The 24,731-nt window shown below is 68.1% G+C and carries 14 protein-coding genes; 11 read left to right on the top strand and 3 right to left on the bottom strand.

The window, feature by feature from the left end:
- Positions 1-45 precede the first annotated feature (45 nt).
- The 6 genes from ACFV8T_RS03425 (at position 46) to ACFV8T_RS03400 (ending at position 7,906) form a co-directional block, all read left to right on the top strand.
- Positions 46-540, top strand: coding sequence for a GNAT family N-acetyltransferase (locus ACFV8T_RS03425; protein WP_385324004.1), 495 nt, complete (start codon positions 46-48; stop codon positions 538-540).
- A 153-nt stretch (positions 541-693) separates the two neighbouring features.
- A complete protein-coding gene (locus ACFV8T_RS03420) occupies positions 694-2,223 on the top strand; it encodes an ATP-binding protein (protein WP_385324002.1) in 1,530 nt (509 codons plus the stop codon).
- Positions 2,224-2,273: 50 nt separating this feature from the next.
- Positions 2,274-5,183: a Z1 domain-containing protein gene (locus ACFV8T_RS03415; protein WP_385324749.1), complete on the top strand. Its 2,910-nt coding sequence runs from the start codon at positions 2,274-2,276 to the stop codon at positions 5,181-5,183.
- Between the two features lie 14 nt (positions 5,184-5,197).
- A complete protein-coding gene (locus ACFV8T_RS03410) occupies positions 5,198-5,650 on the top strand; it encodes a very short patch repair endonuclease (RefSeq protein ID WP_385324000.1) in 453 nt (150 codons plus the stop codon).
- Positions 5,647-6,600 (top strand): DNA cytosine methyltransferase, encoded by a 954-nt coding sequence (locus ACFV8T_RS03405; RefSeq protein ID WP_385323998.1) that lies wholly within the window; start codon positions 5,647-5,649, stop codon positions 6,598-6,600. Before ACFV8T_RS03410 ends, ACFV8T_RS03405 begins: the two co-directional genes overlap by 4 nt.
- Before the next feature lie 70 nt (positions 6,601-6,670).
- A complete protein-coding gene (locus ACFV8T_RS03400; RefSeq protein ID WP_385323995.1) occupies positions 6,671-7,906 on the top strand; it encodes a DNA cytosine methyltransferase in 1,236 nt (411 codons plus the stop codon).
- Between the two features lie 20 nt (positions 7,907-7,926).
- Here ACFV8T_RS03400 and ACFV8T_RS03395 read toward each other — a convergent pair whose 3' ends face one another.
- The 3 genes from ACFV8T_RS03395 to ACFV8T_RS03385 are packed head-to-tail and all read right to left on the bottom strand — an operon-like array spanning position 7,927 to position 11,920.
- On the bottom strand, positions 7,927-8,829 hold the full coding sequence (locus ACFV8T_RS03395) for a DUF6339 family protein (RefSeq protein ID WP_385323992.1): 903 nt from the start codon (positions 8,827-8,829) through the stop codon (positions 7,927-7,929).
- A complete protein-coding gene (locus ACFV8T_RS03390) occupies positions 8,826-9,818 on the bottom strand; it encodes a hypothetical protein (protein WP_385323989.1) in 993 nt (330 codons plus the stop codon). The genes ACFV8T_RS03395 and ACFV8T_RS03390 overlap by 4 nt, the downstream gene beginning before the upstream one ends.
- Positions 9,815-11,920, bottom strand: coding sequence for a helix-turn-helix domain-containing protein (locus tag ACFV8T_RS03385; protein ID WP_385323987.1), 2,106 nt, complete (start codon positions 11,918-11,920; stop codon positions 9,815-9,817). Before ACFV8T_RS03385 ends, ACFV8T_RS03390 begins: the two co-directional genes overlap by 4 nt.
- A 362-nt stretch (positions 11,921-12,282) precedes the next feature.
- Between ACFV8T_RS03385 and ACFV8T_RS03380 the strand changes: the two genes are divergently transcribed.
- From ACFV8T_RS03380 to drmB, 5 genes are all read left to right on the top strand, one after another.
- The gene (locus tag ACFV8T_RS03380; protein ID WP_385323984.1) at positions 12,283-12,864 is read left to right on the top strand and encodes a hypothetical protein; all 582 of its coding nucleotides are present in this window, start codon (positions 12,283-12,285) and stop codon (positions 12,862-12,864) included.
- A 130-nt stretch (positions 12,865-12,994) separates the two neighbouring features.
- Positions 12,995-17,752 carry a DEAD/DEAH box helicase gene (locus ACFV8T_RS03375; RefSeq protein ID WP_385323982.1) on the top strand — a complete coding sequence of 1,586 codons (4,758 nt, stop codon included), beginning with the start codon at positions 12,995-12,997 and terminating at the stop codon, positions 17,750-17,752.
- Complete coding sequence (locus ACFV8T_RS03370) at positions 17,749-19,659, top strand: UvrD-helicase domain-containing protein (RefSeq protein ID WP_385323980.1); 1,911 nt, start codon at positions 17,749-17,751, stop codon at positions 19,657-19,659. The genes ACFV8T_RS03375 and ACFV8T_RS03370 overlap by 4 nt, the downstream gene beginning before the upstream one ends.
- Positions 19,659-22,889 carry a helicase-related protein gene (locus tag ACFV8T_RS03365; protein WP_385323978.1) on the top strand — a complete coding sequence of 1,077 codons (3,231 nt, stop codon included), beginning with the start codon at positions 19,659-19,661 and terminating at the stop codon, positions 22,887-22,889. The genes ACFV8T_RS03370 and ACFV8T_RS03365 overlap by 1 nt, the downstream gene beginning before the upstream one ends.
- The gene (gene drmB / locus ACFV8T_RS03360) at positions 22,886-24,724 is read left to right on the top strand and encodes a DrmB family protein (RefSeq protein ID WP_385323976.1); all 1,839 of its coding nucleotides are present in this window, start codon (positions 22,886-22,888) and stop codon (positions 24,722-24,724) included. Before ACFV8T_RS03365 ends, drmB begins: the two co-directional genes overlap by 4 nt.
- The last annotated feature ends 7 nt before the right edge of the window (positions 24,725-24,731 follow it).

The raw sequence follows: 24,731 nt of genomic DNA, 5'->3' as shown, positions 1-24,731 counted from the left end.
ACAAAAGAAATCCACCGAGCGACCCGAAATCCGTAAGGTTCTGCCATGCCCGAGCTCCAGCGCCTCCGCCCCGATCACGCGCCCGCCCTGTTCACATTCGAACAGGAGAACCGCGCGTTCTTCGCCGCATCCATTCCGGACCGCGGCGACGCCTACTTCACCGACTTCGACGCCCGCCACACCGCACTGCTCACCGAACAGGCCACCGGGCTCTGCCACTTCCACGTCCTGGTCGACACCGACGGCGAGGTGCTGGGCCGCTTCAACCTGGTCGACGTCACGGACGGCTCCGCCGACCTGGGATTCCGCATGGCCGAGAAGGCCACCCACCGAGGCCTGGCCACCGCCACCGTCCTCCACCTCTGCACCCTGGCAGCCACCGAATACGGCCTCACCACACTCCGCGCAGCAGCAGCCATCGACAACACCGCCTCCCGCACAGTCCTGACCCGCACGGGCTTCGTCCCCACGGGAGAGAAGGTCCAACTGGGCGACCGGCCTGGGCTCGCTTACGTACGAAGCACAACGCCCCAGGTCTGACGCGGAGCGATGGTCGCACCGACCGCCGGCACCTCTTTTGTCAACCGGATCCCCCTCTGTCCCACCTTTGCAATATCATCACATTCCAACTACCCATCTCAGGGCCACACCTCTCCACGCAGGTCTCAGCTCTGTGTGTGCGAGGAAGTGTTCATGCCGCCGTACCAGCCCTCGGCCGACTGGCAGTTCGAGATCCCGACCTCCGGCAGCAAGCGGCTACCGCCCGCTGCCCGCTATGTCGAATCGCTGACGCACCAGGGCTACGGCTTCGAGGCGGCCATCGCGGACCTCGTGGACAACTCCATCGACGCGGGTGCCCGCAACGTCGTGGTGAGCTTCCTCCGGGACGAGAACCGCCTCGTCAGCCTCCTCGTCATCGACGACGGATGCGGCATGAACGATGAGTCACTGGACACGGCCATGACGGTCGGCGGCCGCGAGGGGTACTCCGACACGGCGCTCGGCCACTTCGGCGCGGGCCTCAAGGCCGCCTCGCTCTCCCACGCCGACTCCCTCACCGTCATCAGCCGGACCAAGCGGAGCCCGTCAGCCGGCCGCCGCTGGCTGACCGCACGCGCCCAGGCCGACTTCACGTGCGACATCGTCGACCCGGGCTACTGCCAGGACCTGGTAGACCGTTACGACGGCCTGATCCAGTGGCACGGCACGGTCGTCCGCTGGGACCGGGTCCGCGCCTTCGACACCGTCACCACCGGTCAGGCCGACCGCTTCCTCAACGACGCCATCGAGAAACTGGAGACCCACCTCGGGCTCCATCTGCACCGCTTCCTCGCCCGCGAGACCCTCAACATAGACATCGTCGTCGAGGACGTACGGACCAAGGAGGAGCTGGACCACCGAGGCGTCGAGCCCATCGATCCCTTCGGCTACCGCGTGCCCGGCCGGGCCGGCTACCCCCGTACGTACACCGCACCGGTCGAGGGCGTCGGCGAGGTGGCACTGACCGCCCACATCTGGCCGCCGAAGTCTCCCCTGGTCAGCTTCCGCGGCATCGGTCCGCTCGCCGAGCGCCAGGGTTTCTACATCTACCGCAACGACCGCCTCGTCCAGGCGGGCGGCTGGAACAGCACTCGCAGCGCGGAGGGCCACCTCGCCCTCGCCCGGATCGCCGTCGACCTGCCGAACGAGCCGAACGACGTCTTCAGCCTCACGGTGAAGAAGGACGGCGTGACCGTCACACCGGCGTTCGCGCGCGGCCTGGAACAGGCCACGGACGAGTCCGGACACACTTTCGGCGCGTACCTCCAGGAGGCGGAGACCACGTACCGGGAAGCAGCCCGGCGCGCCACCGAACCACAGCGCAAGGCCGTCCTCCCGGCCGGCAAGGGCATCGACCCGAAGCTCAGGCGCACGCTGCGCGACGAGCTGCCGGAACTCGACGACGAGGACCCGATCACCTTTCGCTGGGACACCCTGCCGTCGGACGTGTTCTTCGAACTCGACCGCGAGGAAAGGGAGGTGAAGCTCAACAAGGAGTACCGGCAGGTCTTCAACGGTGGCCGCCGCGGCGGCCTGAACGACGCGCCCGTGGTGAAGAGCATGCTCTATCTCATGGTCAACGAGATCTTCCAGAAGGAGCGGGTCCGGGCCGTCCACACCGACAACGTCGCGCTGTGGAACAGCGTCCTGGTGACGGCGGCGCGCTGCGAACTCGCGCGCTGACCACCGATCCGCCGTCCTTCACCCGCCCTCCCGAGGAAGCCGTTCCCGCCATGACCGATCACCTGTTCAACCTGCACGGCGACGTCCTGGCCGCGATGCGGCGCGGTCCCAAGCACTTCACCAAGCTGGCGTTCGTCCTCTCCGAGGCCGACGAACCCGCCGACACGGAGCTGAGCCACTTCCGGGACCGGATCGTCGCCGCCGGTCCCGGTGACGAGCTCACCGCGCTCTGGCACCGCACCCTGACCGCCTGGGACCTGGCGGAACAGGCCGACTGGTCCACCGCCCCGCCCCGCACGGACGCCCGGCGCACGGACACGTACAACCGCCTCGGCTTCGGCGCCAATCTGCGCAAGGCGCTCGACCGGGCGGTCCCGGTCTTCAAGGAGCCGGGCCCCACCGTCATCAGCAAGGAATTCACCTCCTGGTACTCCCGTGACACCGCCGCCGCCCGCTCCTTCTACTGGAACTCCTACGAGCGGCTCCTGCGCCACAAGGGCTGGTCGGACGCCGCGGTCTCCAGCCTCGACGAGGCCAGCCACGCCGTGGTGGAACGCCTCTCCGACCCCACCCGCACCGAGGCGTACGGTGCCCGGGGCCTGGTCGTGGGCTACGTCCAGTCCGGCAAGACCGCCAACTTCACCGGCGTCGCAGCAAAGGCCATCGACGCGGGCTACCGCCTGGTCATCGTCCTCGGCGGCACCCTGAACCTCCTGCGGGGCCAGACCCAGCGGCGTCTGGACATGGAGCTGATCGGTCGGGAGAACATCCTGCGCGGCGCTGACCCGTCGGACCCGGACGCCCTGGTCGGCATCGACTACCAGGACGACGAGGACTGGCCGGCGAAGTTCGTCAGCCACGGTCACCGCCCGTTCAACATCGAGCGCCTCACCACCCGGGACAACGACTACCGCCGCCTCTTCCAGGGCATCCGGGCCCTGGAGATCGAGAAGCGCGAACCGCACCTGCCGCTGTATGTCCCCGACAACCTGCACCGCGCGGCCGCCCGCGTCATGGTCGTCAAGAAGAACCAGTCCGTCCTGACGAACCTGGTGAAGGACCTCAAGAAGATCGGCCCGATCCTCCGGGAGATCCCCACCCTGATCATCGACGACGAGTCCGACCAGGCGTCCGTGAACACGTCCGACCCGAAGAAGTGGGAATCGGGCCGGACACAGCGCACGGCGATCAACGGTCTGATCTCCCAGCTCCTCGGCCTGCTCCCGCGCGCACAGTACGTCGGCTACACCGCCACCCCGTTCGCCAACGTCTTCATCGACCCGAGCGACGGCGAGGACATCTTCCCGCGCGACTTCCTCATCTCCCTGCCGCGCCCCGTCGGTTACATGGGCGTGCAGGACTTCCACGACCTGGACGGCGAGGGAACGGCCGAGGAGACCCACGTACGCGGCATCTGCGACGACACCGGCGACCGCCTCCAGGAGGCCATGGACGCGTTCGTCCTCACCGGTGCGCTGAAGCTGTACCGCGCCGACCACGGAGTCCCCGCGGGCCCGTTCCGCCACCACACGATGCTGGTGCACGAATCGGTGAAGACGGACGACCACGCGGACCTGGCGCTGCACATCAACACCCGGTGGCACAAGGCGGGTTACACCTCCCACGAGGGCCACGCCCGCCTGGAAAGACTGCTCGCCGACGACTTCGCCCGCCACGCGGACGACGGCCTCCCGACCCCGTCGGACTACGCCGACCTGCGCCCGTACGTCTCCCGCGCCCGCCAGCACATCAACTCGGGCGGCAACCCGGTCGTGGTCGTCAACGGCGACACGGACCGCTACTTCTCCCAGATCGACCTGGACTTCGACCGGACCCCGAACGTCTGGAAGATCCTGGTCGGCGGCACTAAGCTCTCCCGCGGCTTCACGGTCGAGGGCCTCACCGTCACCTACTACCGCCGCACCACCCGCCAGGCCGACACCCTGATGCAGATGGGCCGCTGGTTCGGCTTCCGCCCCGGATACCGCGATCTGGTCCGCCTCTACATCGGCCGCGAGGAACCGCTGACCAAGACGCAGACGGTCGACCTGTACGAGGCCTTCGAGGCGGTCTGTCGCGACGAGGAGACCTTCCGCTCCCAGCTCTCGCGCTACGCCGAACTGGTCGACGGCGAACCACAGGTGACCCCGGCCCGGATCCCGCCCCTGGTCTCCCAGCACCTGCCGTGGATCAAGCCGAGCGGCCGCAACAAGATGTTCAACGCGGAACTGGTCGAGATCCGGTCACCGGGCCAGTGGGTGGAGCCGACCGCGTACCCGACGAACGGGGCGGACCTGCGGCACAACGCGGAGGTGTGGCGCCCGGTCCTGGACTCGTTGGACTCCGCCCCCGTCACACTGACGTGCTCGTCCCTCGATCATGGTCGTGGCGACAGCTACGAGGCCCTGCTCGGCACCGTCGGTCACGACGCGCTGCTGAAGATCCTGTGCGATCTCCGTTGGTCCGCTCCCTCGCAGTTCTCACCCCATCTGGAGTCCCTGATCAGAGCCAGGGAGTCTGGCACGGGCATCGACGACTGGTTGGTCATCGCCCCGCAACAGACCTCGGCCCGCCGCACGGAGGCGACGATCCTCGGTTCCCGCCCGTTGTCCCTGGTACACCGGGCCCGTCGCCGCGGCAACCTCTTCGGCGCAATCAGCGAACCGAAGCACCGCGGGGTCGCGCTCCGGGTGGCGGGCGCCCGGGAGAACTCGGGGGATCCACTCGTCGAGTCCCTGGTGCGTGAGCGTCGCGGCGTACTGGTCCTGTATCCCGTGGTCGAGAGCGAACCGCGGCCGGCCGCGGACGGCTCAATCGACCCCCGGCACCTGGTGATGGCCTTCTCCCTGGTCGCTCCGAAGTCGTCGGCCGACAGCGGGACGAGCCTGGTGCGCTTCCGGACCATCGATTCGGGCAGCAAGGATTTCGCGATCATCGACCGACCGGACGACGGGGCGTAGGAGACTTGGCAGTGATGAGTACTGCGAAGCCTTCCTCCCCCGGTGTCTCCGCCCGAATGAGCAGACAGGCGAACCGCGACACCAAACCGGAGGTCGCGGTCCGGAAGTTGCTGCACGCCTCCGGCTACCGCTACCGGGTCAATGAGCGGGTACCGGGCATGTCCCGGCGGACGATGGACATCGCTTTCACCCGGGCGAAGGTGGCAGTGCTGATCGACGGGTGCTTCTGGCACGGCTGCCCCATTCACGCCACGCAGCCGAAGTCCAACGCCGAGTGGTGGCGCGCGAAGCTCGCACGGAACATGGCACGGGACCGGGAGACGAACGAGCATCTGGCCGAGGAGGGGTGGACCGTGCTGCGGTTCTGGGAGCACGAGGCCCCGGGCGGGGTGGCCGAACAGGTGGCGGAGGTCGTCGACCGGGCAGGAGCCGTCCACCGCACACGACGCAGGAGTGGGGACGAGTGAGCGGGCTTCGTTTTGTGGATGTGTGCGCCGGTGCGGGAGGACTGGCGCTGGGACTGGAGGAGGCGGGCTTCGAGCCCGTGCTGCTGCTGGACAGAAAGCCGGTGGCCTGCGAGACGCTTCGCCTCAATCGACCGGCTTGGAAGGTCCTGGAAATGGACCTTCTGGATTTCGTGCCGGACGAGTATCCGGAGACCTACGACATCGATCTGCTCTCGGCCGGCCTGCCGCGGGTCAAGTCCAGCGCGACAGCGGCGAGGGCGGAGAGCGATGAGGAGCTGCGCCTTCTGGAAGCAGCCGTGCTTCTCACGCATTCCGTCCAGCCGCGTGCTCTGATCATCGAGAACGTGCCGGGCCTCGTGGATGCCCCGGAGTTCGAGGACGTGCGGGAATTCATCCGCAAGGAACTCGAGCATCTCGGGTACCGGTTCCTCTGGTTCGTGCTGAACGCGGCCGACTTCGGCGTGCCGCAGGACCGTAGGCAGGGAGTGCTCGTCGCGTTGAAGCAGCAGTACTTCGACGCGTTCAGCCCGCCGGTTCCGACAGTCGACAGCCCCGTACCGGTGGGCTGCGCGCTGCGCGGTTCCATGGCCGCTCGGGGTTGGTCCGGTGCAGAAGCGTGGGCGGCTCAGGCCCTGAGTGTCGCTCCGACCCTCGTGGGCGGCTCGGAGAACCGGGGAGGGGCGGATCTGGGGCCCACGGGAACGAAGAAGGCCTGGGAACGCATGCGGGTCAACGGCGGAGCGCTGGCCGACGAGGTCCCCGGCCCGGAGGTCGCCCCTTCGGAAATGATCAAACTCACGGTGACGCAGACCGCCCTGCTGCAGGCGTTCCCCTCGGATTGGCGGTTCGCGGGAAAGAAGACCGCACGCTACCGGCAGATCGGCCACGCCTCTCCCCCGCCGGTCGGGACGGCACTCGGGCTGGCAATCGCCGCAGCCCTGAGCCCCTGACCGGGAGCGGGGCGGCCGCCCGGAAAGCATCGGGCGGAGTGATCTTGAACGCCGGCTACACTTGCACACCATGACCCGCCCCACTCACCACTCGCTTCCGCCTGCGAAATTCGGGATCGTCGATCTCTTCGCCGGCCCCGGTGGCCTCGACATCGCCGCCGTGCTCATGCGGGACGAAGGAGTGGAGAGCATCGGTGTCGAATGGGACCCCGCCACGCGTGCGACGCGGGCAGCCGCCGGTCTCCTGACCACCGAGGTGAGAGACGTCGCCGAGCTCGGCCCGTGCGACCCCTCGGTCGTCCACGCGACGGTGCTCACCGGTGGGCCGCCCTGCCAGTCGTTCTCCGTCGCGGGAAGCCGAAAGGGCCACGAGGCCCTGGACGACGTGCTGCGCCTGGCCACGCGGCTGGCCGACCACGAAGACGGGACCGCGTTCGACGCTGCGTGGAGCGAGGTAAAGACCGAGACGGACGCCATGTCCGACGACCGCACGGGGTTCGTGCTCCAACCACTGCGCTGGATCATGGAGGCAAAGCTCAAGCGCGGCAGGCCGTACGACGTGGTCGTCCTGGAGCAGGTGCCCACCGTGATGCCGGTGTGGAAGCATTACGTCAAGATTCTCAGGCGGGCCGGCTACGCGGCTGATGCCCACGTCCTGCACTCCGAGGACTTCGGCGTCCCGCAGGCGCGCCGGCGAGCGGTGCTGATCGCGCAGTACGACCCGGAGAATGTTCATCGGAAGGTCCGGTTCCCGGAAGCGACGCACCAGCGGTACAAGAAGGGTGTCGTGCGACAAAGTCCGACACCCGACCACCAGGACGGCTCGCTGTTCCCCGCCCCGCACAACGGCGGATCGCTCGCGCCGTGGGTTTCCATGGGGGATGCTCTCCGCGCGACGCGCCCCGATGACTTCGTCATGGTCTCCAACTACGGCTCCGGCGGAGATCCCAAAAAGCGGGGGCGACGCACTTCCGACGATCCCGCACCGACGATCACGGGCAAGGTGCGGCGCAACCGCCTCTTCCTTCTGAAAGAAGGCGATTCGGGTACGAAGGAGGACGGCGAGGAGCTGGAACGGCTGACATTCGAAGAGGCCGGACTCCTCCAGTCGTTCCCCGCCGCCTATCCCTGGCGGTCCACCGACGTGGCCCAGCAGATCGGCAACGCCATCCCGCCCCGTCTCTCGCTCCACATCCTGAGCATGGCGCTCCTGCGCGAGCCCCCGCGGGAGAAGTGGTACTCGCTGCTGAAGGAATGGAAGCCGACGTCCTCGTCCCCAGCCGGGAACGAGGCCGAGGACGAGTGAGGTCTTCGGTCGGCCACGGGTCAGGGCCGGTCGCCACTTCCCTCGTCGGTGGTCGCCTTCCCTCGTACGGGAGCGTCGGCAAAGAGTTCCGCGAACCGGTCGACAAGGGCGGCCACGGAGGCCTCCGGTGCCTCCTCCTCGTTCGGACCTTCCGGTAGCGCCCTGCGGGGCACTGCCGGTGCCGACTCGGCTGCCTCGATCCACTCCAGCAGTGGCCGGCCGTCCCGCTCGGCATCCGGGGCGACGACGTCGTACATGAGCGTGGCCGCGGAAGCGTTGATCGCTGCTGCCAACGCATTCACATCCCGGCCGGTCCTCACCGTGCCGCGCTCGATCAGGCGCACCATCGCCTGCGCCGTCGGACGATGGTCGATCACGTCGAGACGCAACGAGCTGTTGAGCATGTCCTGGTTGGTGCACACGGTCACCACCGGTGCATAGTCGGAGCCGTTGCGGAACAGTTCGGCCGCCCACCAGAGCCGGGCGAACGCCTGCTTGTACGCCGGGCCGCGGAATCGATCCGCGGCGACCTTCGGTGTCTCCCCGTGCTTCTTCGGCTCGGGCAGGTGACGCCAGACGACATAGTCGGGGGCCACGCCCAGGGCCAGGTAGTTCCACAACCTGCGGTCGGCGGCCTCGCGACGGCTGAGCCTCAAGGTCGCGTGGAGGCGAGGAGCGAGCCAGGCATCGGCCGCGGTCGGCCTGCCGTCCCGGAACTCGTGCATCGCGTCGTCGACGAGATCGCGGACCGGCATCGACGCACCCCGGGCCTCCTCCCCCGGCAGCGGCTCGGCGATCTTGTTGAGCCCGATCGCCGGAACGTCCTCCTTGCCGGTGAGCAGTCCTTCGGTGAGGTACTGCGCGGCGTTGAGATCCGCGAGCAGGGCCAGGCGTTCGGGCAGGTGGATCGGCTTGTCGGTCATACGTCGGTCCCCCGGTGGAGTCGATCCAGGCCACGGATCGTGGCGGTGAGGGCCTTGGGTACGTCGGCCCTGCGAGTCGCGGCGTAGTGGATCCGAGGTTGGAGATCGGTCCACCCCGACGTCCCGGTCCTTCGCCGGTGGACCTCGCGCAGCGCCTCTCCGAGCGGACGGCCGGGAACGACATCGGGGAGCATCTCGCGGAGCACCTCGCCCCGCCAGTCATGGGGGAAGAGAGGCGTATCGTCGTCCTCGATCTCCAGATCGCCGATGGCAGTGTGGAACACGGCGGTCCACACGTCCGTGCACATCTGGGCGATCAGCAGATCGCGGACCAGGTTGTCGATCGGTGAGCCATTGCCGCCGACGAGGTCGGTGATGCCCTCGAAATCGGTGTTCACGTGTACGGCCGGCAGATCGCCCGAGGTGTCTACGATCCAGGGCACGTCCCTGAAGGGGCGCAGCCACTCCGGCCCCTCCCGGAAACCGACTTCGGCGACATCGAGCTCGCGCTCACGCAGGGGCGCGTCGGCCTTCAGGTCGATGATCCAGTCCTTCTCGGAAGCGGCGATCACTCGACCCGGCACTCCGCCCACCGTGGCGACCACGTGGACCGACATCGTGGCCCGGTCGAGATGGTCGACGCGCCACAGGTCGAGGCGACCGGTCCACTCACGGCCGCCCTCCGCCCCGGGCTCCAGGCAGACTGTGGTCCGAGTGTTGGTGGCTCCTTCGGCCAGGACGGCGACGACCGCAACGTCGGACCAGGGTCCGTCGGGGTCGGTGGCCCTGCCCGGGACGGTGGCCGAGAGTGTCAGACGGACGCTCTCCCAGTCGTCCCGCCCCGCCGCTCCGGGAGCGACCACCTGCTCGACTGCGGAGAATGTACTGGTGTCGAGCGGTTCCCGGATCCCGCCCGGTCCCCTCAGTTCGACGGCATTGACCCGGAGCGAGACGACCCCGGGAAGTCGCCTGTACGGATAGACCCTCACGCCTGGCTCCCCTTGTCGGTACGGAGTTCCACGACGAGGCCGCTGAACAGGGCCCGTACCGGATGGGTGGATACGTCCGTGGTTCCCCGGAAGGTCGCGCTGCGCGCGCCGGGCACGAAGTGGATCGCACCATCGACCACTTCGCAGTTGTGCACGGCGACGAGCCGGGACCACGCCAGAACCGGTCGGGGACCGGAGCGCACGTCCAGTTTGGCCACCGGCGTGGGGCGCCAGGAATCACCGCCTGCGGGAATCCTCACCTCGGCCGTGACACACCATGCGCCGTCGTCGTCGATCCGGGCATCGAGCTCCTCCAGTATCGGCGGCCCCGCCGCTGTCGTGGGTCGAGCCGCTTTCCGCCCTCCCACCGACAGGCTCTTGCGTAGCCGCTCCGAGCCACCGTTGCGCTTCTTCGTGGGCAGCGCGACCAGGTCGCGCACGGCCTTGTTGGTCCGGTTGGTGAGGGCGGCGATCCGTCGGTACGCGGACGGCGAGTACAGCATCCGCAGTTCTTCCGTCTGCCCCCACCTGTCGTGCTCGGGCGGCTCGGAGGCCCGGAGGAATGCCTCGGCCTCGTCCGCGAAGGGAGCATCGTCGCCCGCCGCCTTGCCCGCGAGCAGCACGGCCTGGAAGGGGTTGGTGCCAACAGGCAGTCCGGGTACCCAGCCGGCCTTGACCGTCATGCGATTGCCCCGCATCGTCGTCACCCTGTTCGGCTTCCCGTCGTCGCCGTCCTCGGCCTCCGTGACCAGCAGGACCGCCTGGTGCTCACCGCCGTTTCCGCGTCCGGCGCGTCCGGGTACGCCGAGCGGCACGGTCGCCATGGCCACCTGCCCGGATTCGGTCAGTCGGTCCACTGTCGTGCCGTCCAGGAATGCCTGCAGCGCACGCGTCCGCGAAGGTTGGGTGACCCGCGGGTCGACCCTTTTCTCCGGGATGATCTCCGCTCCGTTGCGGAGCGTCCGCACGGATGCCTCCAGCAGGGGCCGTTGTGTTCCCCCGCCGGTCATGGCCGCCCAGAAGTTGCGGCCGAGGGCCTCCAGGAGGCGGTGGTGCATGCGATGAACGCTGTCGTCGTCCTCGACATCGTCGTTGCGCTCGGTCCCCTCGACGAGGCTCGCCACGTCGTGGGCGCCGACGACCAGGAACGACGTACCCGGCTCGGCACTCTCGCGCGCAAGATGGAGACGCTCGACACGCTCCTCATCGGCCCACCACGAGCGGGTGACGTTCGCGTCCTTCGCGTCCGGGTCGGGCCGACCGAACCAGGCGGGGCCGGCCCAGGGTTTCCCGTCCACCTCCCGCCAGGGCAGATCCAGTCGGCCGATGAGGCGTCGTTCGGTGCGTCCCTCGTGCGGCTCGGACAGGGTGGAGTTCATGAGCACGAGGCCGAGCCGACTCGTCGCCCAGAGCGTCGCCTTGCCGAGACCGTACGAACCACCCGCTCCGCTCACCGACTTGTGGCTGTCGAGCTGGCGACGGACGACCGCGGCGAACCGGCCGGTCTCGTAGTCGTCGCCGGTCAGGCCGGAGGCGTTGTAGTCGTCGACGCGGAGGAGGACCAGCCGGTCGCGCTCGTACATGTCGCGCAACCCGGCGGCGATCACCCGTCCGACCTTCTGGTCCTGGGCCGCTGCCGCCTCGTAGTGCGGGAGGAGATCGTCCCAGCGGATCTCCTCGCGGAACCGGGCCAGGGCCTCGCCGGTCAGTTCGTGCAGCGTGTAGCGCACACGGACCGGTTGGTTGAGGTCGAGTCGCTCGTCGAGGCTGTTCTGGGTCGCCTCGCGTGCCAGGACCTCGACGTCGGCCTCGAAGGCGAAGGCCGCCGCGTTGCCGAAGTCGCGGCCCCCGTCGGCGTATCCGGGCCGATGGGCCCAGGAAACCGGAAGGCCGGCCAAGGTGTCGGCGGTACGGGTGTGGATGGTCCCGAGGTCGGTGTCGAGAGCCTCCGCGATCTTGGCGATGGTCTCCTCGCGAGGGGTCGCGCGCCCGGTGATCCAGGCCGAGACCGCGGCTCGCGTCAGCCCGATCCGCTGTGCCAGCTCGGCCTGGCTCATGCGCGACTGCTTCAGCTGCCGTGCCAGCCAAGGACCGAAGTCCATGCCGCTGTCCAACGTCACCACTCCCCTACCGCCGCCCCGCTCATGAGGTCAACCGTACACGCTCATTTGACAGTCCAGCCGGGCGACAATTCTGGTTGACACCACCCCTGGAGCCCCAGAACGGTTCCTTCCACTCCATGAAACAGATATCCCATAGCGCCCAGCATTCGAATTACTTCCGAAAATGCACCATTTTTCCGAGATCCCCCGGATATCCCGAATTGCACACTCCGCGAGGCCCGCAGGTTCTCGGCGAAACGTTCTTGCGGCACCCACGGATGGCCGTGTACGGTCAAGGCGGGCAGGGCCTGACCGCCTCGAATTCGGCATCGATTTCGAGGGGTCTCATTCAGTATGCCCGGATGCCGGAAAGCCAGAATCTCGACCACCACGCAGCCTCGAAAAAATATTCCACCACCCCTTGCGGGAATGGCGGGAATGGGATTCGATCTACTCGAATCTCGAATTCGCCATCGCCACCCATTGGAAACTTCATTCATTTCGCGGAATTCACACTTGCCACTCCGTGTGCATTCAGCCACTCTGCACGTGCGCCTTTTCTTGACACCGCCAGAGCCGACCACGCGCAACGAATCAGGGGTACCTCCATACTCGAATCCGACGACGATTTCGACATCGCCGACCAGTACGACTCCATCGAGGACCCCTGGCTGCGGTCCGAATTCCTGGATGCCATCGGCAAGACGCGCTCCTTCATCGATGCCCTCCGGCGCAGCCGGGATTTCGCACGCGCGAAGGCCGCCGCGGCGCGGGACGAGCCCGCGGCCTCCGCGCGCGGCAAGGAAGCGCGCCGTCGCGCCCCCCGCACGCGTCGCCGCACCCGGGTAGCCGTGACCCGCCCGCCGAACAAGGGGCGGGTGCGGCGCAGGTGCCCGCGCCCGCGTCCTCGGGTAGTTCTCGTCATCGTCCTCGATTTGGACTGACCCGACACATCGTCAGTTCCCACGTCTATCGTTCACTTGTCGGCCGGTCGCGCCCCGCAGCGGCCGGCCCCGGCCTTCTCCCGCGTTCAGTTCACGGCAATGGAATGGGATCACTTTGAACCACCCCGACATGACGGGCAGTTCGGGCGCTTCGCCCGTCATCCACAAGATCGTCGAACAGTCGGCGCGCGTGCTGGAGACGTACCGCGTGGACCCGGGGCTGATCCTGGAGCATGCCAACGGTGAACGGCGGATCACCCAAGGCGGCTACGGGGACCGGCAGTTGTTCGAGTTGGTGCAGAATGCCGCCGACGAGATCGCCGACTCCCCGGGGGGGAAGGTTCATGTCGTCCTCACAAAGACGCATCTCTACTGTGCCAACGAGGGAACGGCCGTCACCCCGGAAGGCGCGGAGACCATTCTCCGGATGAGTGTGTCGAGGAAGCGCGGGGGGCAGATCGGGCGCTTCGGGGTCGGTGTGAAATCGATCCTGGCCGTGACGGACACCCCTCAGTTCTTCAGCACGTCCGGCTCGTTCGGCTTCGACCGGGCGTGGTCGTACGAGGAGATCCAGAAGGCGCGCGGGACCGCGCCGGACGAGATGTTCGAGGCACCCGTGCTGCGCATGGCCCGTCCGCTGGACGCCGCGAAGGAACGCATGGAGGATTCCGTCCTCGACGCGTTGCTCGACTGGGCGACCACCGTCGTCCGACTGCCCCTGCTGCCGGGAGCGGCGGAGCGGCTCGGTCACGACATGCACGCCTCCGCGGGCGGGGGCGTGATCCAGCAGGAGTTCCCCGCACGGTTCCAGCTCTTCTCCCACCACGTCGGGACGGTGGTCCTGGAGGACACCCGTGCCATGCCGCCGGTCCGCCGTGAGATCACGGTCGACCACGAGGGTTCCCTCCACACCATCAACGAGACGCGAACGGGCAAGCCGGAATCGCGCTCGAACTGGAAGGTCTTCACTCACGCCCACAGTCCCACCGAGAAGGCCCGTGCGAGCGCCGGCGAGATGCACGACCGCGGAACGATCGACATCTCCTGGGCCGTTCCGGAGTACACGGGCGACACCGTGCTCGTCGCCCCCAAGGGCCGCGGCGAGTTCTGGTCGTTCTTCCCCACGAAGTACCCCATGACGTTGAGCGGTGCCCTCAACGGCGCGTGGAAGACGAACGAGGACCGGCAGAACCTCCTGGACTCCAGCCCCTTCAACCAGGAGATCATCCAGGTTGCGGCGCGGCTGGTGGTCGAATCCCTGCCGCAGCTGGCCCCGGCCGAGGACCCGGGCGCGTACCTGCCTCTGCTTCCGGGCCGGACCAGGGAGTCGGAGACCCTGAACTGGGCCGACAGGTATCTGACCGAACAGATCTGGAAGCTGGCGGCACAACTTCCTTCCCTGCCGGACCAGGACGGCGTCCTGCGGGTCCCGCGGGATCTGAGGATCCACCCCGCCCCCATGCGTAACAAGGCGCCGCTCAAGCTCGAATGGCTCCGTATGTGGAGCGCCTGTCCGGGACGACCGTCGAACTGGATCCACCCCTCGGTGGAGGCCGCCGAGTTCCGCGCCGGCAAGGTCGGGCACGTCCTCGAAGAGACCAAGCAGGGGCGTGCGACGATACGGGAATGGCTGGAGGCACTCGTATCGTCCGGTACGGCCGAGGCATCCGCCGTCGCGATCCGCATCCTCGCCGCGATGGTCCGGGAAGCGTCCCCCTTCGCCACGGAAGCCCGCTCGGCACGCATCGTGCTGACCGAGGAGAGCGGGCTCGTGCCCGCGGTCGTCGGCAAGGTCTTCCGCCGCACGGTCCAGGACGGCCTGCGGGACGGGACGACCTACATCGACCGAAAACTGTCCGAGGACCAGTCTCTGATCAGCGATCTCACCGAGATCGGCATCCAGGAAGCGGACTCCCGAGGTCGTTTTATCGGCGTCCTGGAGCAGGGCTTCGACAGCTACGGCCCGCAGGACTGGACCCGCTTCTGGGAACTGTTCCACAGCGCGGGAGGCAGCCAGGTCGGCGGAGAGATCCGTGCCCGCGTCCCCGACCCCCTGACGACACTGTTCGTGCGCACCATGGACGGTCGCTTCCACCGCATGGGGGACTGTCTGCTGCCGGGGCCGGTCGTCCCCGGCGACGGCTCCCGGGACGGTTCGGTGGCCGTGGACCTGGACTTCCACTCCGACGACAGGATGGTCTTCCATGACTTCGGCCTGCGCCCGGTGCCGACCTCCGGGCACCGCCCGTCGACCGAGCAGTGGTTCGACGAGTACCGCACGGCCATCTTCGAGAGCTACTGCAAGACACTGAGCAGCAGCGCGGGCCGCCCCTCCATCCAGCGGCTCAAGTTGGAGGGCTCCCCCGTCGGCGGGCCGCTGCACCTCCTGGAGCTGCTGTCCGACGAAGGCAGGGCCGCCTTCGTCAAGGCCCTGCCGGACGCGAGCGTCATCGATGCTTGGACCATGCAGTTCGGCGCCCAGGTCTCCACGCGCAAGGCGATCTACTCGCCCCTGCGCTGGATGCTCGTACGTCATGGCAGGGTACCCACCTCGCAGGGCGTCGTCCCGCTCTCCAGCGCGGTGGGTCCACAGCTCCATGCCTATGCGGATGTCCTTCCCGTGGCCGACATCGGTGCGGAGAAGGCGCGCAAACTGCATCTGCCGATCCTGGTGGACGATGTCCCCAGGAACCAGTGGGACCGGCTGCTCGAACAGCTCGGGAGCAGCGACGACGACACCTTCGTCGGTCGCACGTATGTGATGCTGACCCGCCTGGAGGTGGACTTCCCGGAGGGCGAGCTCACCCGCTGCCGGGTCGGGTCGGAGTGGGCCGGCCGCGAGGATCACGAGATCGCGGTGGCCGCCACCGACGCGGAGTATCGAGCTCTTCGCGCCGAACAGCTTCCAGCGCTGTTCGCGGGCAACGCGGAGGATGCCGCGCTGCTGGTCAAGACATGGGGGATGCTCCGTTACACCGACGTCATCAGCAAAGAGACCCGGCACGTGGGGATCGGTGAACCCACCTCCCTGCACGACGAGTTCCCGACGCTGCGCCGGCGCAAGGGCAATTCGATCAACAACTACAGGCTGCTCCGCTGCTCGGAACTGGAAGAACTGACCCGCACACCCCAGGGCACACGGGCCACTCCACTCGCCAGCGCGCTCCAGGGCACCACCGTGCTCGTCCTCGAACCCGAGAGTCGGCTCGCCGCGCTGATGGCCGTCGACAAGGAGCTCCGTTGGGGACTGAGGGAGTCGGGTTGCAAGGCTGTCCTTGAAGCCCAGGAACGCGAGGAGGCGGACCAGCAGTTGCAGGCTTCCCTGCGCCGGGTCCGCGAGGCGCAGAGCGTCGAGGAGAAGCTGGAGCTCCTCATCGGTGCGACCGCGCTCCGCGAGGGCCTGCCCCCGGGGCTCCTGGAGAGCGAGCGTGCCGAGCTCGGCGGCGCCGAACCATCCGCCCGTCGCATCGCCCGCATGTCGTACAACGCACACGGCGACGGCGTCCTGCAGACTCATGCCAAGGATCTTCTGGCGGCGTTCCCCGGCCAGGCGCCGTCGAGCTTCACCGGTTCCTCGCCCGCGGTGAAATTCGTCTCGGAGTTCGGGTTCCCCGACTCCTTCGCGGGCGCCAAGGCGCCCTCGCTGCCGCCGAGGCTCGAGGTCGCCGGCCCCACGGAATTCCCCCGTCTGCACGACTACCAGGAGCGGCTCGCGACGAAGGTCTTCGCGATGCTCGATCGATTCGCGCCGCAACGCGGGATGCTCTCGCTGCCCACCGGTGCGGGCAAGACCCGGGTCGCCGCGGAAGCCGTCATCCGCTGGATCAAACAGGTCGGCGAGTTGGCCGGCCCCATTCTCTGGATCGCCCAGACCGAGGAACTGTGCGAACAGGCCGTCCAGAGCTGGAGTTTCGTCTGGTCGAAGGTGGGGGCCGAGACTCCCCTGACGATCAGCAGGCTCTGGACGACCAACGAGGCAGGTCCCGTCCGCGACCGCCCCCACCTCGTGGTCGCGACGGACGCGAAGTTGCGCAACTGCCTGGGAACGGAAGGGTATGCCTGGCTCAGGTCGGCGTGCCTCGTCATCGTGGACGAGGCCCACGTCGCCATCTCGCCCCAGTACACGGAGATCCTGACCCACCTGGGCCTGACCTCCCGCGAGACGGGTCGCCACCTGCTCGGGCTCACCGCCACTCCATTCCGCAACACCAACGACGAGGAAACCAGGCGCCTGGTCCAGCGCTTCGGGGCGCAGCGGCTCGACGGCGGGGTCTTCCCGTCGGGGGACGCGTACGCCGAACTCCAGGAGCTCGGCATGCTGGCCCGGGTCACCCACCGGGAGTTGTTGGGCGGAACCATCGAGTTGACCAGTGCGGAGAAGGAGCGGGCCGATCAGATGAGCCTGCTGTCGAAGGCCGCCGAGCAGCGCCTGGCCGACGACCAGGACCGGAACAATCGAATCCTGGAGGAGATCGGCAGCATGCCGACCGACTGGCCCGTGCTGGTCTTCGCCACGTCCGTCGCCCACGCCAAGTTCCTGGCCGCCAAGCTCAAGGACCTGGGCATCACGGCTGCTTCGGTGGACTCGGCCACGTCCACCGGCGAGCGCAGGAAGAGCATCGACGACTTCCGCCGGGGCCGGGTCCGAGTGCTCACGAACTACGGCGTCCTGACCCAGGGGTTCGACGCGCCAGCCACCCGGGCGGTCGTCATCACACGCCCCACCTACAGCCCGAACGTCTACCAGCAGATGATCGGTCGTGGTCTGCGCGGCCCCGGCAACGGAGGCAAGGAGACCTGCTTGATCCTCAATGTCCGGGACAACATCACCAACTACGACAAGGCGCTCGCCTTCACGCAGTTCGAGCACCTGTGGAGGGCGAAGTGAGCGACGCCTACCTCGACAGCCCGCCCCTCACGGCGGAGCAGCGGGCAGTGGTCGACCAGCCCTGGGACGCCCGGCTGCTGGTCACCGCGGGCGCGGGCGCGGGCAAGACCCATACCCTCGTCCGTCGCCTCGATGCCCTCATGGGCGACGAGGAGGCGGCTCTCGGAGCCGGCGAGATCCTGGTCCTCAGTTTCTCCCGTGCCGCGGTCCGGGAGTTGCGTGAGCGGATCGCACTGCACGCGCACCGGGCCCGTCGGGTCAGGGTCCAGACCTTCGACTCCTGGGCGTACTCCGTACTGCGGAGCGAGCAGCCGGACCGTGACTGGAGCGGACTCCGGTTCGACGAGCGGATCAGGGAGACCACGGAAGCCGTCCTTCGCGGGGCGGTCGAGGCTGGTGAGCAGGGCGCTCCCGCGCATGTGGTGATCGACGAGGTCCAGGACCTGGTGGGCGACCGCAGGGACATGGTGGAGACGCTGATCGACCGGTTCCAGGGCAGCTGCGGATTCACGGTGGTGGGCGACGGGGCACAGGCGATCTTCGGGTTCCAGGTGTCGGACGAGGATGCCCGTGCCGCTGAGACGAACTACTTCTTCGACTGGTTGCGGGCGTCCTTCGTGGACGACCTGGTCGAATTGCATCTCTCCACCAATTTCCGGGCACGTACCGACGAAGCGCGTACTGCTCTGTCTCTCGGCGGTGCGCTCCAGCGGCTGCCGTCCGAATCCGCGGAATCGGACGCGGCCGGTGAGGACTTCCACCGCAAGTTGGTCGATCTTCTGCGCTCGTGCCCGGATTTCGGTGCTCTGGGGGATCCCTTCGCCATCGGTTCGCTCCGGGAGTATCCCGGTACGTGCGCGATCCTCTGCAGGGACAACCGACAGGCCTTGGTGCTTTCGGACGCGCTGTCCTCCCTGGGGGCGGAACACCGGATGCAGCGGGCCCTCCAGGATCGCCCCGTCCCCGCGTGGGTCGCGTCCGTGCTGCGCGGGACGGGTTCCACCACCCTGACGGAGGAGCGTTTCCAGGCGCTTCTCTCCGCATGCCCGACACCGCCGGTCGGCGACCGCGCGAGGATCTGGCGCTCGCTGCGCGGTGCCGCACGCGGACCACGTGGGTTCCTGGACGTGTCGGCCGTGCGCCGGCTGGTCGCCGAGGGACGTTTCCCGGACGACCTCGCCGCCGTCGAACCCGCCGATCTGGTGGTGTCGACGGTGCACCGGGCCAAGGGGCTCGAATTCGACCGCGTGATAGTGGTCGAGCCCGCCCCGATGGCGGAGCTGCGCAAGCAGCACAGCCACGTCGACCCGGCGGCCGAGGCCAGGGCGCTCTATGTCGCGATGACCCGTCCCCGTGACGACCTGTTCCGCATCGCCGCGCCGGACACGGCGCTCGTCCGCAAGGACCGCTCGACCGACCGCTGGTACCTCGGGGGCTGGAAGTCCTACATCCGCGACGGCATCGCGGCCACGGGGCGCGATGTGTGCCGTGAGCACCCGCCGGGCACTGACGGGTTCGCGGACGATGCCGGAGCGGTCCAGGACTATCTGGCCTCGTCGGTGTCCCCCGGCGACGAGCTGGTTCTTCGGGCCCAGCACGAGCTGCCCGTCGCCGCCGACCAGAGCCCCCCGTACACGGTCCTCCACGAGGATCGGCCGATCGCGGTGGTGTCGGAGCAGTTCCGCAGGGACCTGCACGCGTCCTTGAAGATCAACAAGACATGGGACATCAACTGGCCCGCGTCGATCACCGGCTTCAGGGTGGACTGTCTGGAGAGCGTGGCCGGCAGCACGGCATCCGGTGTCCGTGCCGGACTCGGTGATCACGGCATCTGGATGGTCCCGCGCCTGTCGGGGCTCGGGCGGTACAGGCGATTCAGGAAGAACTCCCAGGAGGACCACGGCTGATGAAGGACGACAACGCGCATTCCGCCCACTACGCGGTACGCGAGGGGCTCGTCGCGCAGCTCCGGAAGGATCTTCTGGGTCCTGGAGCCCCCGACGAGATCCTCACGCAGGATCCCCCGATCACGACCTATCCGATCGGAGTGCTGTTCCCGCGTCCCGCGGACGAAGAGGCCTCGGACGCGCTCCGCGACGACGCCTCCGAGAACGACGGCCCCGACGTCAGCCCCCTCGTCCGAGGCGGCAGGGACATTGAGGAGGCCGTGCCCGACGCCGGTGCCCCGCTCGCCGGTGACAGGCGTCCCTCGTCCATGGGACTGACCTTCGCCGTCGATCCCGCGGTCTCGTCGAGCATCGTCGTGCACACGGAGGCCGCCGTCTACGACCCGATCGATCCGGATGGCCGCAAGATCGCCGCCAAGCGGGCCGAGGCACGCAGCACTTCCGAGCAGAACGAGCACTGGCGGCGACGCGTGCTGGATCTCCGACCGGTCACGATCGATGTCATGGATCCGCGCACGCACCGACCCGATCCGCTCGGCGGGGACGGAGACGTGAACATCGAGGTCCTCGTACGTCCCGCGTCCGCGTCGACCGGGACCGTCACCGTCACCGTCACGCTGATCAATTCCAAGAAGGTCGGTGAGCGGGAACTCCAGGACGCCTTCTGTCTCTACCAGCCGCGTCTCACCGTGACCACGCCTTCGGGTGCGACCGCGTTCGTGGAACGTCCTGCGGACCGACGGGCGAACGACCCGGAAGTGGCGGCGAGCAGGCTCCTCCATCGGCACGCGCCCACCTTCGCCATGGGGCACGGATGCGCGGCCGACTGGGACTGGACGCCGCCCCCCGTGGGAGCACCCAACACGAAACGGGCAGAGACGACCTGCGTACGAACCGAATTCGTTCCGGCCCGCGAAGTCCTGCTGACCGACTCCAACCCGGACATCGACGACTCCGCGCTCACGATGCATGGTCTGGCGACGCTGCCGGAGACCGAGGTGCTCGCAGCGCTGAACGTCCTGATGTCCGGCTACGCCGAGTGGATCGACCGCAAGGAGGCGGAGGCGGACGCGTTCGCCGGCACGGCTCACGAGCCGCCGGCACGTGAGCAGATCGAGCAGTGCCGCACCGCTCTCGGACGGATGCGCCACGGCATCAGGGTCCTCGGCACCCAGCCGGACGCGATGAAGGCCTTCAGGCTCGCCAACCGCGCGATGGCCCAACAGCGCTCCCGCAGCGAGTGGGTGAAGAACGGGCGGGACGGCACCCCCGACGAGACCCTGGGCCGCTGGCGCCCCTTCCAGATCTCCTTCATGCTGCTGTGCCTGGAAGGGATCGTCGACACCGACCACGAGGACCGGGGGGTCGCCGACCTGCTCTGGTTCCCCACCGGTGGCGGAAAGACCGAGGCATACCTGGGGTTGATCGCCTTCACCACGTTCCTGCGCCGCATACGGCTCGGGGAACGCGGCGCAGGCGTCACGGTGCTCATGCGCTACACCTTGCGCCTGCTCACCCTGCAGCAGTTCGAACGGGCCGCCGCGCTGATCTGCGCGATGGAACGCATTCGTCTCGGCGACGAGCGGACCCTGGGAACCGAGCCCATCTCCATCGGCATGTGGGTCGGCCAGTCCGCCACGCCCAACAAGCTGTCGGTGGCCGAGGAGAGCCTGAACGAGCTCCGCAGGGGCAAACAGCTCCAGGAGAAGAACCCGGTGCAGCTCCACGCCTGCCCCTGGTGCGGGACCCGTCTCGACGCCTATCAGTACGAGGTCGACGAGGAGGCCCGGCGGATGCATGTCCGCTGCCCCGACACCTGGTGCGACTTCCACGCGGGCCTGCCCGTCCACCTGGTCGACGAGTCCGTCTACGATGTCCGTCCGACACTGGTGATCGCCACCGTCGACAAGTTCGCCGCGATGCCGTGGCGCGAGCAGACGGCCGCCCTCTTCAACCGTGACCGCAACGATGGAACACCACCGCCCGAGCTGATCGTCCAGGACGAGTTGCACCTCATCTCGGGCCCCCTCGGCACCCTCACCGGCCTGTACGAGACTGCCGTGGACCTGCTGGCGGACAGCCCCAAGGTGATCGCGTCGACCGCGACGATCCGCCGGGCCTCGCAGCAGGGGGAGGCGCTCTTCGACCGCAAGGTCTCGCAGTTCCCACCCGCCGGACTGGATGCCCGGGACTCCTGGTTCGCCGTGGAGACGCCTCGGGAACGCAAGGCGAGTCGGCAGTACGTCGGTCTGCTCACGCCGAGCACCAGTCAGTCGTCGTTGCTCATCCGTACCTACGCGACGCTCCTCCATCAGGCGGCGCGCGCCGACACCACCGAAGAGGTGCGCGACGCCTACTGGACCCTTGTCGGGTACTTCAACAGCCTCCGACTGCTCGCCGCAGCGGAGTTGCAGGTCCACGACGACGTCGATGCCTATCTGGCGTACCTGGCGGAGCGGGACGGCAGCGAGCAGCGGAAGATCCTGGAGCAGACCGAGCTGACGAGCCGGGCCAACTCCAGCGAGGTGCCCACGCGTCTCAAGCAGATCGAGCAGCGGCTGCCGCACCCCGATGTCGTGGACGTCCTGCTGGCGACCAACATGATCTCGGTCGGTGTGGACGTCGACCGGCTCGGACTGATGGCCGTCATGGGTCAGCCGCAGACCACGGCGGAGTACATCCAGGCGACCAGCCGGGTGGGTCGACGCCACCCCGGCCTGGTAGCGGTCATGCTCAACTCCGCCCGTTCCCGGGACCGTTCGCACTACGAGAGCTTCCAGCACTTCCACTCCGCCCTGTACCGCGAGGTGGAGTCGACGAGTGTGACGCCGTTCTCCTCCCGCTCCCGCGAGCGTGGGTTGCACGCGGTGGTGGTCGCACTGGCTCGGATCCTGATCCCGGCGGCACGCCCCAACGACGGCGCCGGACGGATCGACGAGTTCCGGGACGACCTGGAGGACATCGTCAGGAGAGCGCTGCTGGCCAGGGTCGAAGCGGTCGACAAGGACGAGTACCGGGCTACGGCCGACGCCTTCGACGAGTTCGTCGACTGGTGGGCGGACGAGGCTGCGGCCCACGGCGGACTCACCTACGAACCGAAACGCGGCAGGAGGACGCCGTCCCTGCTCCGCTCGTTCGACGACGAGAAGAACGAGGAAGCCTGGCCCACACTGTGGAGTCTGCGGGATGTCGACGCCGAGTCCGCCCTTTTCATGGAGGCAACCCGATGACCCCTCCCCCTGCCCGACGCCGTCGCGGCGCTGCCCCCGAGCGCAGCTACCCCCGGCGCGGATCCGTACGTCGTGCCCAGATGATCACGACGTACGGTGTCGGCTCGTTGGTCGCTGTCGACAACGAGTCGTTCATGGTGAGTGGAATCGACTCGTGGAACGTCAGCGAGGCACCGACCATCCACGAGCACCGGCTCGCCCGCGTGCTCGGGGTGAAATCCTTCCGGCTCCCGCCCGCGTCCGACGACACCAGCAAGGACGGCGTCCGGGTCCGAAGGTTCCCCCTCTGGCACTCCTGCCCCAGCTGCAACGCGCTGCAGCATGTCCGCGGGTTCAACTCCCCTCCGGGAAAGAACGAGTGCGGGAACTGCGACGAGGAACTGGTCCCTTCGCGTTTCGTCATGGCATGCGCCCAGGGCCACATCGATGACTTCCCGTACTGGAAGTGGGCCCATCGCAGTAATCGGCAGGAGGGCGACTCGGGATTCTGCGGCGGCGAGATGCGGCTGCGCACCAGCGGGAAGACCGCGTCCCTCCGTTCCATCCTGATCTCCTGCACCTGCGGGATTCCCGAGGTCTCGATGGAGGGGGCGTTGCGCCGCCAGGCGCTGTCCGGGCTGAAGGTGTTCTGCAGCGGCCGACGACCGTGGCTGAAGGACACCCCGACGGAGCGCTGTTCGGAGACTCCTCGGGGGCTCCAGCGTGGTTCGTCCGTGGCCTGGCAGCCCATCGTGAAGACCGCGTTGTCGATTCCGCCGTGGAGCGACGGCCTGGCCGCCCGCCTCGAACCGTACTGGCAGGACCTCCGCGAACTGGAGGCGGACCTCGACGGGATCAGGATCTATCTCAAGGCATTGGCCGTGAGGGAGACGTACGAGTTCTCGGTCGACAAGGTCGTCGCCCTCCTCGAAGCCGAGAATCACGAGGACGTGGCACCCGAGGAGGAACAGGGCACGGACCACGCCTATGTGGCGCTGCGGAAGCAGGAGTACGAGCGGCTGAGCGAGGGGAAGCCCGAGAGCGAGTCGGACCACGAGGAACAGTTCATCTGTGAGCCTCCCCGCTCTTCCACGTCCCCCCTCTCTCCGTACGGTGTGACGGGCCCGATGCTGGTCAAGCGACTGCGCGAGGTCCGGGCCCTCAAGTCGTTCTCCCGGGTGGATACCCCCGACACACATGCCGACGTGCACGAAGCGCCTCTGTCGCTGGCCCCGATGGACTGGCTGCCCGCCATGGAGGTCCAGGGCGAGGGCGTCTTCCTGCGACTCGACGAAGAACGGCTCGACTCCTGGGCGCGGAGTGCGGCGGTCGCCGCACGGGTCGAGCGGATGAGGAACAACCATCTGCGTATGTTGCGGGAGCGCGCGCAGGACGCAGAGCTGGTCCCCGAATCGCCCGCGAGTCCTCGCATGGTGCTCCTGCACACCCTGGCCCACGCGCTGATCAACGAATGGAGCCTGGACGGTGGATATCCGGCCGCGTCCCTGAGGGAGCGGCTGTACGCGGACGACACCATGGCGGGCATGCTCATCTGTACGGCGACCAGCGACTCCGCCGGCAGCCTCGGCGGCCTGGTCGCCCAGGGTGAACCCGATCGCCTGGAGCCCGCTCTGCACTCGGCCCTCACCAGGGCCCGATGGTGCTCCGCGGATCCGCTCTGCGTCGAATCCCGTGCGAGCGGGGTCGGCGGCATCAACCTCGCCGCATGCCACGCATGTGTGCTGTTGCCCGAGACCAGCTGCGAACACAACAACGGCCTGCTCGACCGCGCGCTGCTGATAGGTACGCCGGAGGATCCGTCGATCGGTTTCTTCCACGAGGCACTGCAACTCTGACCCCACG

This window comes from Streptomyces sp. NPDC059832 (genome assembly GCF_042731715.1).
GTDB lineage: Bacteria > Actinomycetota > Actinomycetes > Streptomycetales > Streptomycetaceae > Streptomyces.
The sequence above is the reverse complement of the archived record's forward strand: the minus strand, read 5'-3'. Positions and strand labels throughout refer to the sequence as shown.

Excerpts from the sequence above, each read along its gene's own strand:
- ACFV8T_RS03425 (WP_385324004.1), top strand. The coding sequence starts at position 46 with ATGCCCGAGCTCCAGCGCCTCCGCCCCGATCACGCGCCCGCCCTGTTC.
- ACFV8T_RS03420 (WP_385324002.1), top strand. The coding sequence starts at position 694 with ATGCCGCCGTACCAGCCCTCGGCCGACTGGCAGTTCGAGATCCCGACC.
- ACFV8T_RS03415 (WP_385324749.1), top strand. The coding sequence starts at position 2,274 with ATGACCGATCACCTGTTCAACCTGCACGGCGACGTCCTGGCCGCGATG.
- ACFV8T_RS03410 (WP_385324000.1), top strand. The coding sequence starts at position 5,198 with ATGAGTACTGCGAAGCCTTCCTCCCCCGGTGTCTCCGCCCGAATGAGC.
- ACFV8T_RS03400 (WP_385323995.1), top strand. The coding sequence starts at position 6,671 with ATGACCCGCCCCACTCACCACTCGCTTCCGCCTGCGAAATTCGGGATC.
- ACFV8T_RS03395 (WP_385323992.1), bottom strand. The coding sequence starts at position 8,829 with ATGACCGACAAGCCGATCCACCTGCCCGAACGCCTGGCCCTGCTCGCG.
- ACFV8T_RS03385 (WP_385323987.1), bottom strand. The coding sequence starts at position 11,920 with ATGGACTTCGGTCCTTGGCTGGCACGGCAGCTGAAGCAGTCGCGCATG.
- ACFV8T_RS03380 (WP_385323984.1), top strand. The coding sequence starts at position 12,283 with ATGCCGGAAAGCCAGAATCTCGACCACCACGCAGCCTCGAAAAAATAT.
- ACFV8T_RS03375 (WP_385323982.1), top strand. The coding sequence starts at position 12,995 with ATGACGGGCAGTTCGGGCGCTTCGCCCGTCATCCACAAGATCGTCGAA.
- ACFV8T_RS03365 (WP_385323978.1), top strand. The coding sequence starts at position 19,659 with ATGAAGGACGACAACGCGCATTCCGCCCACTACGCGGTACGCGAGGGG.
- drmB (WP_385323976.1), top strand. The coding sequence starts at position 22,886 with ATGACCCCTCCCCCTGCCCGACGCCGTCGCGGCGCTGCCCCCGAGCGC.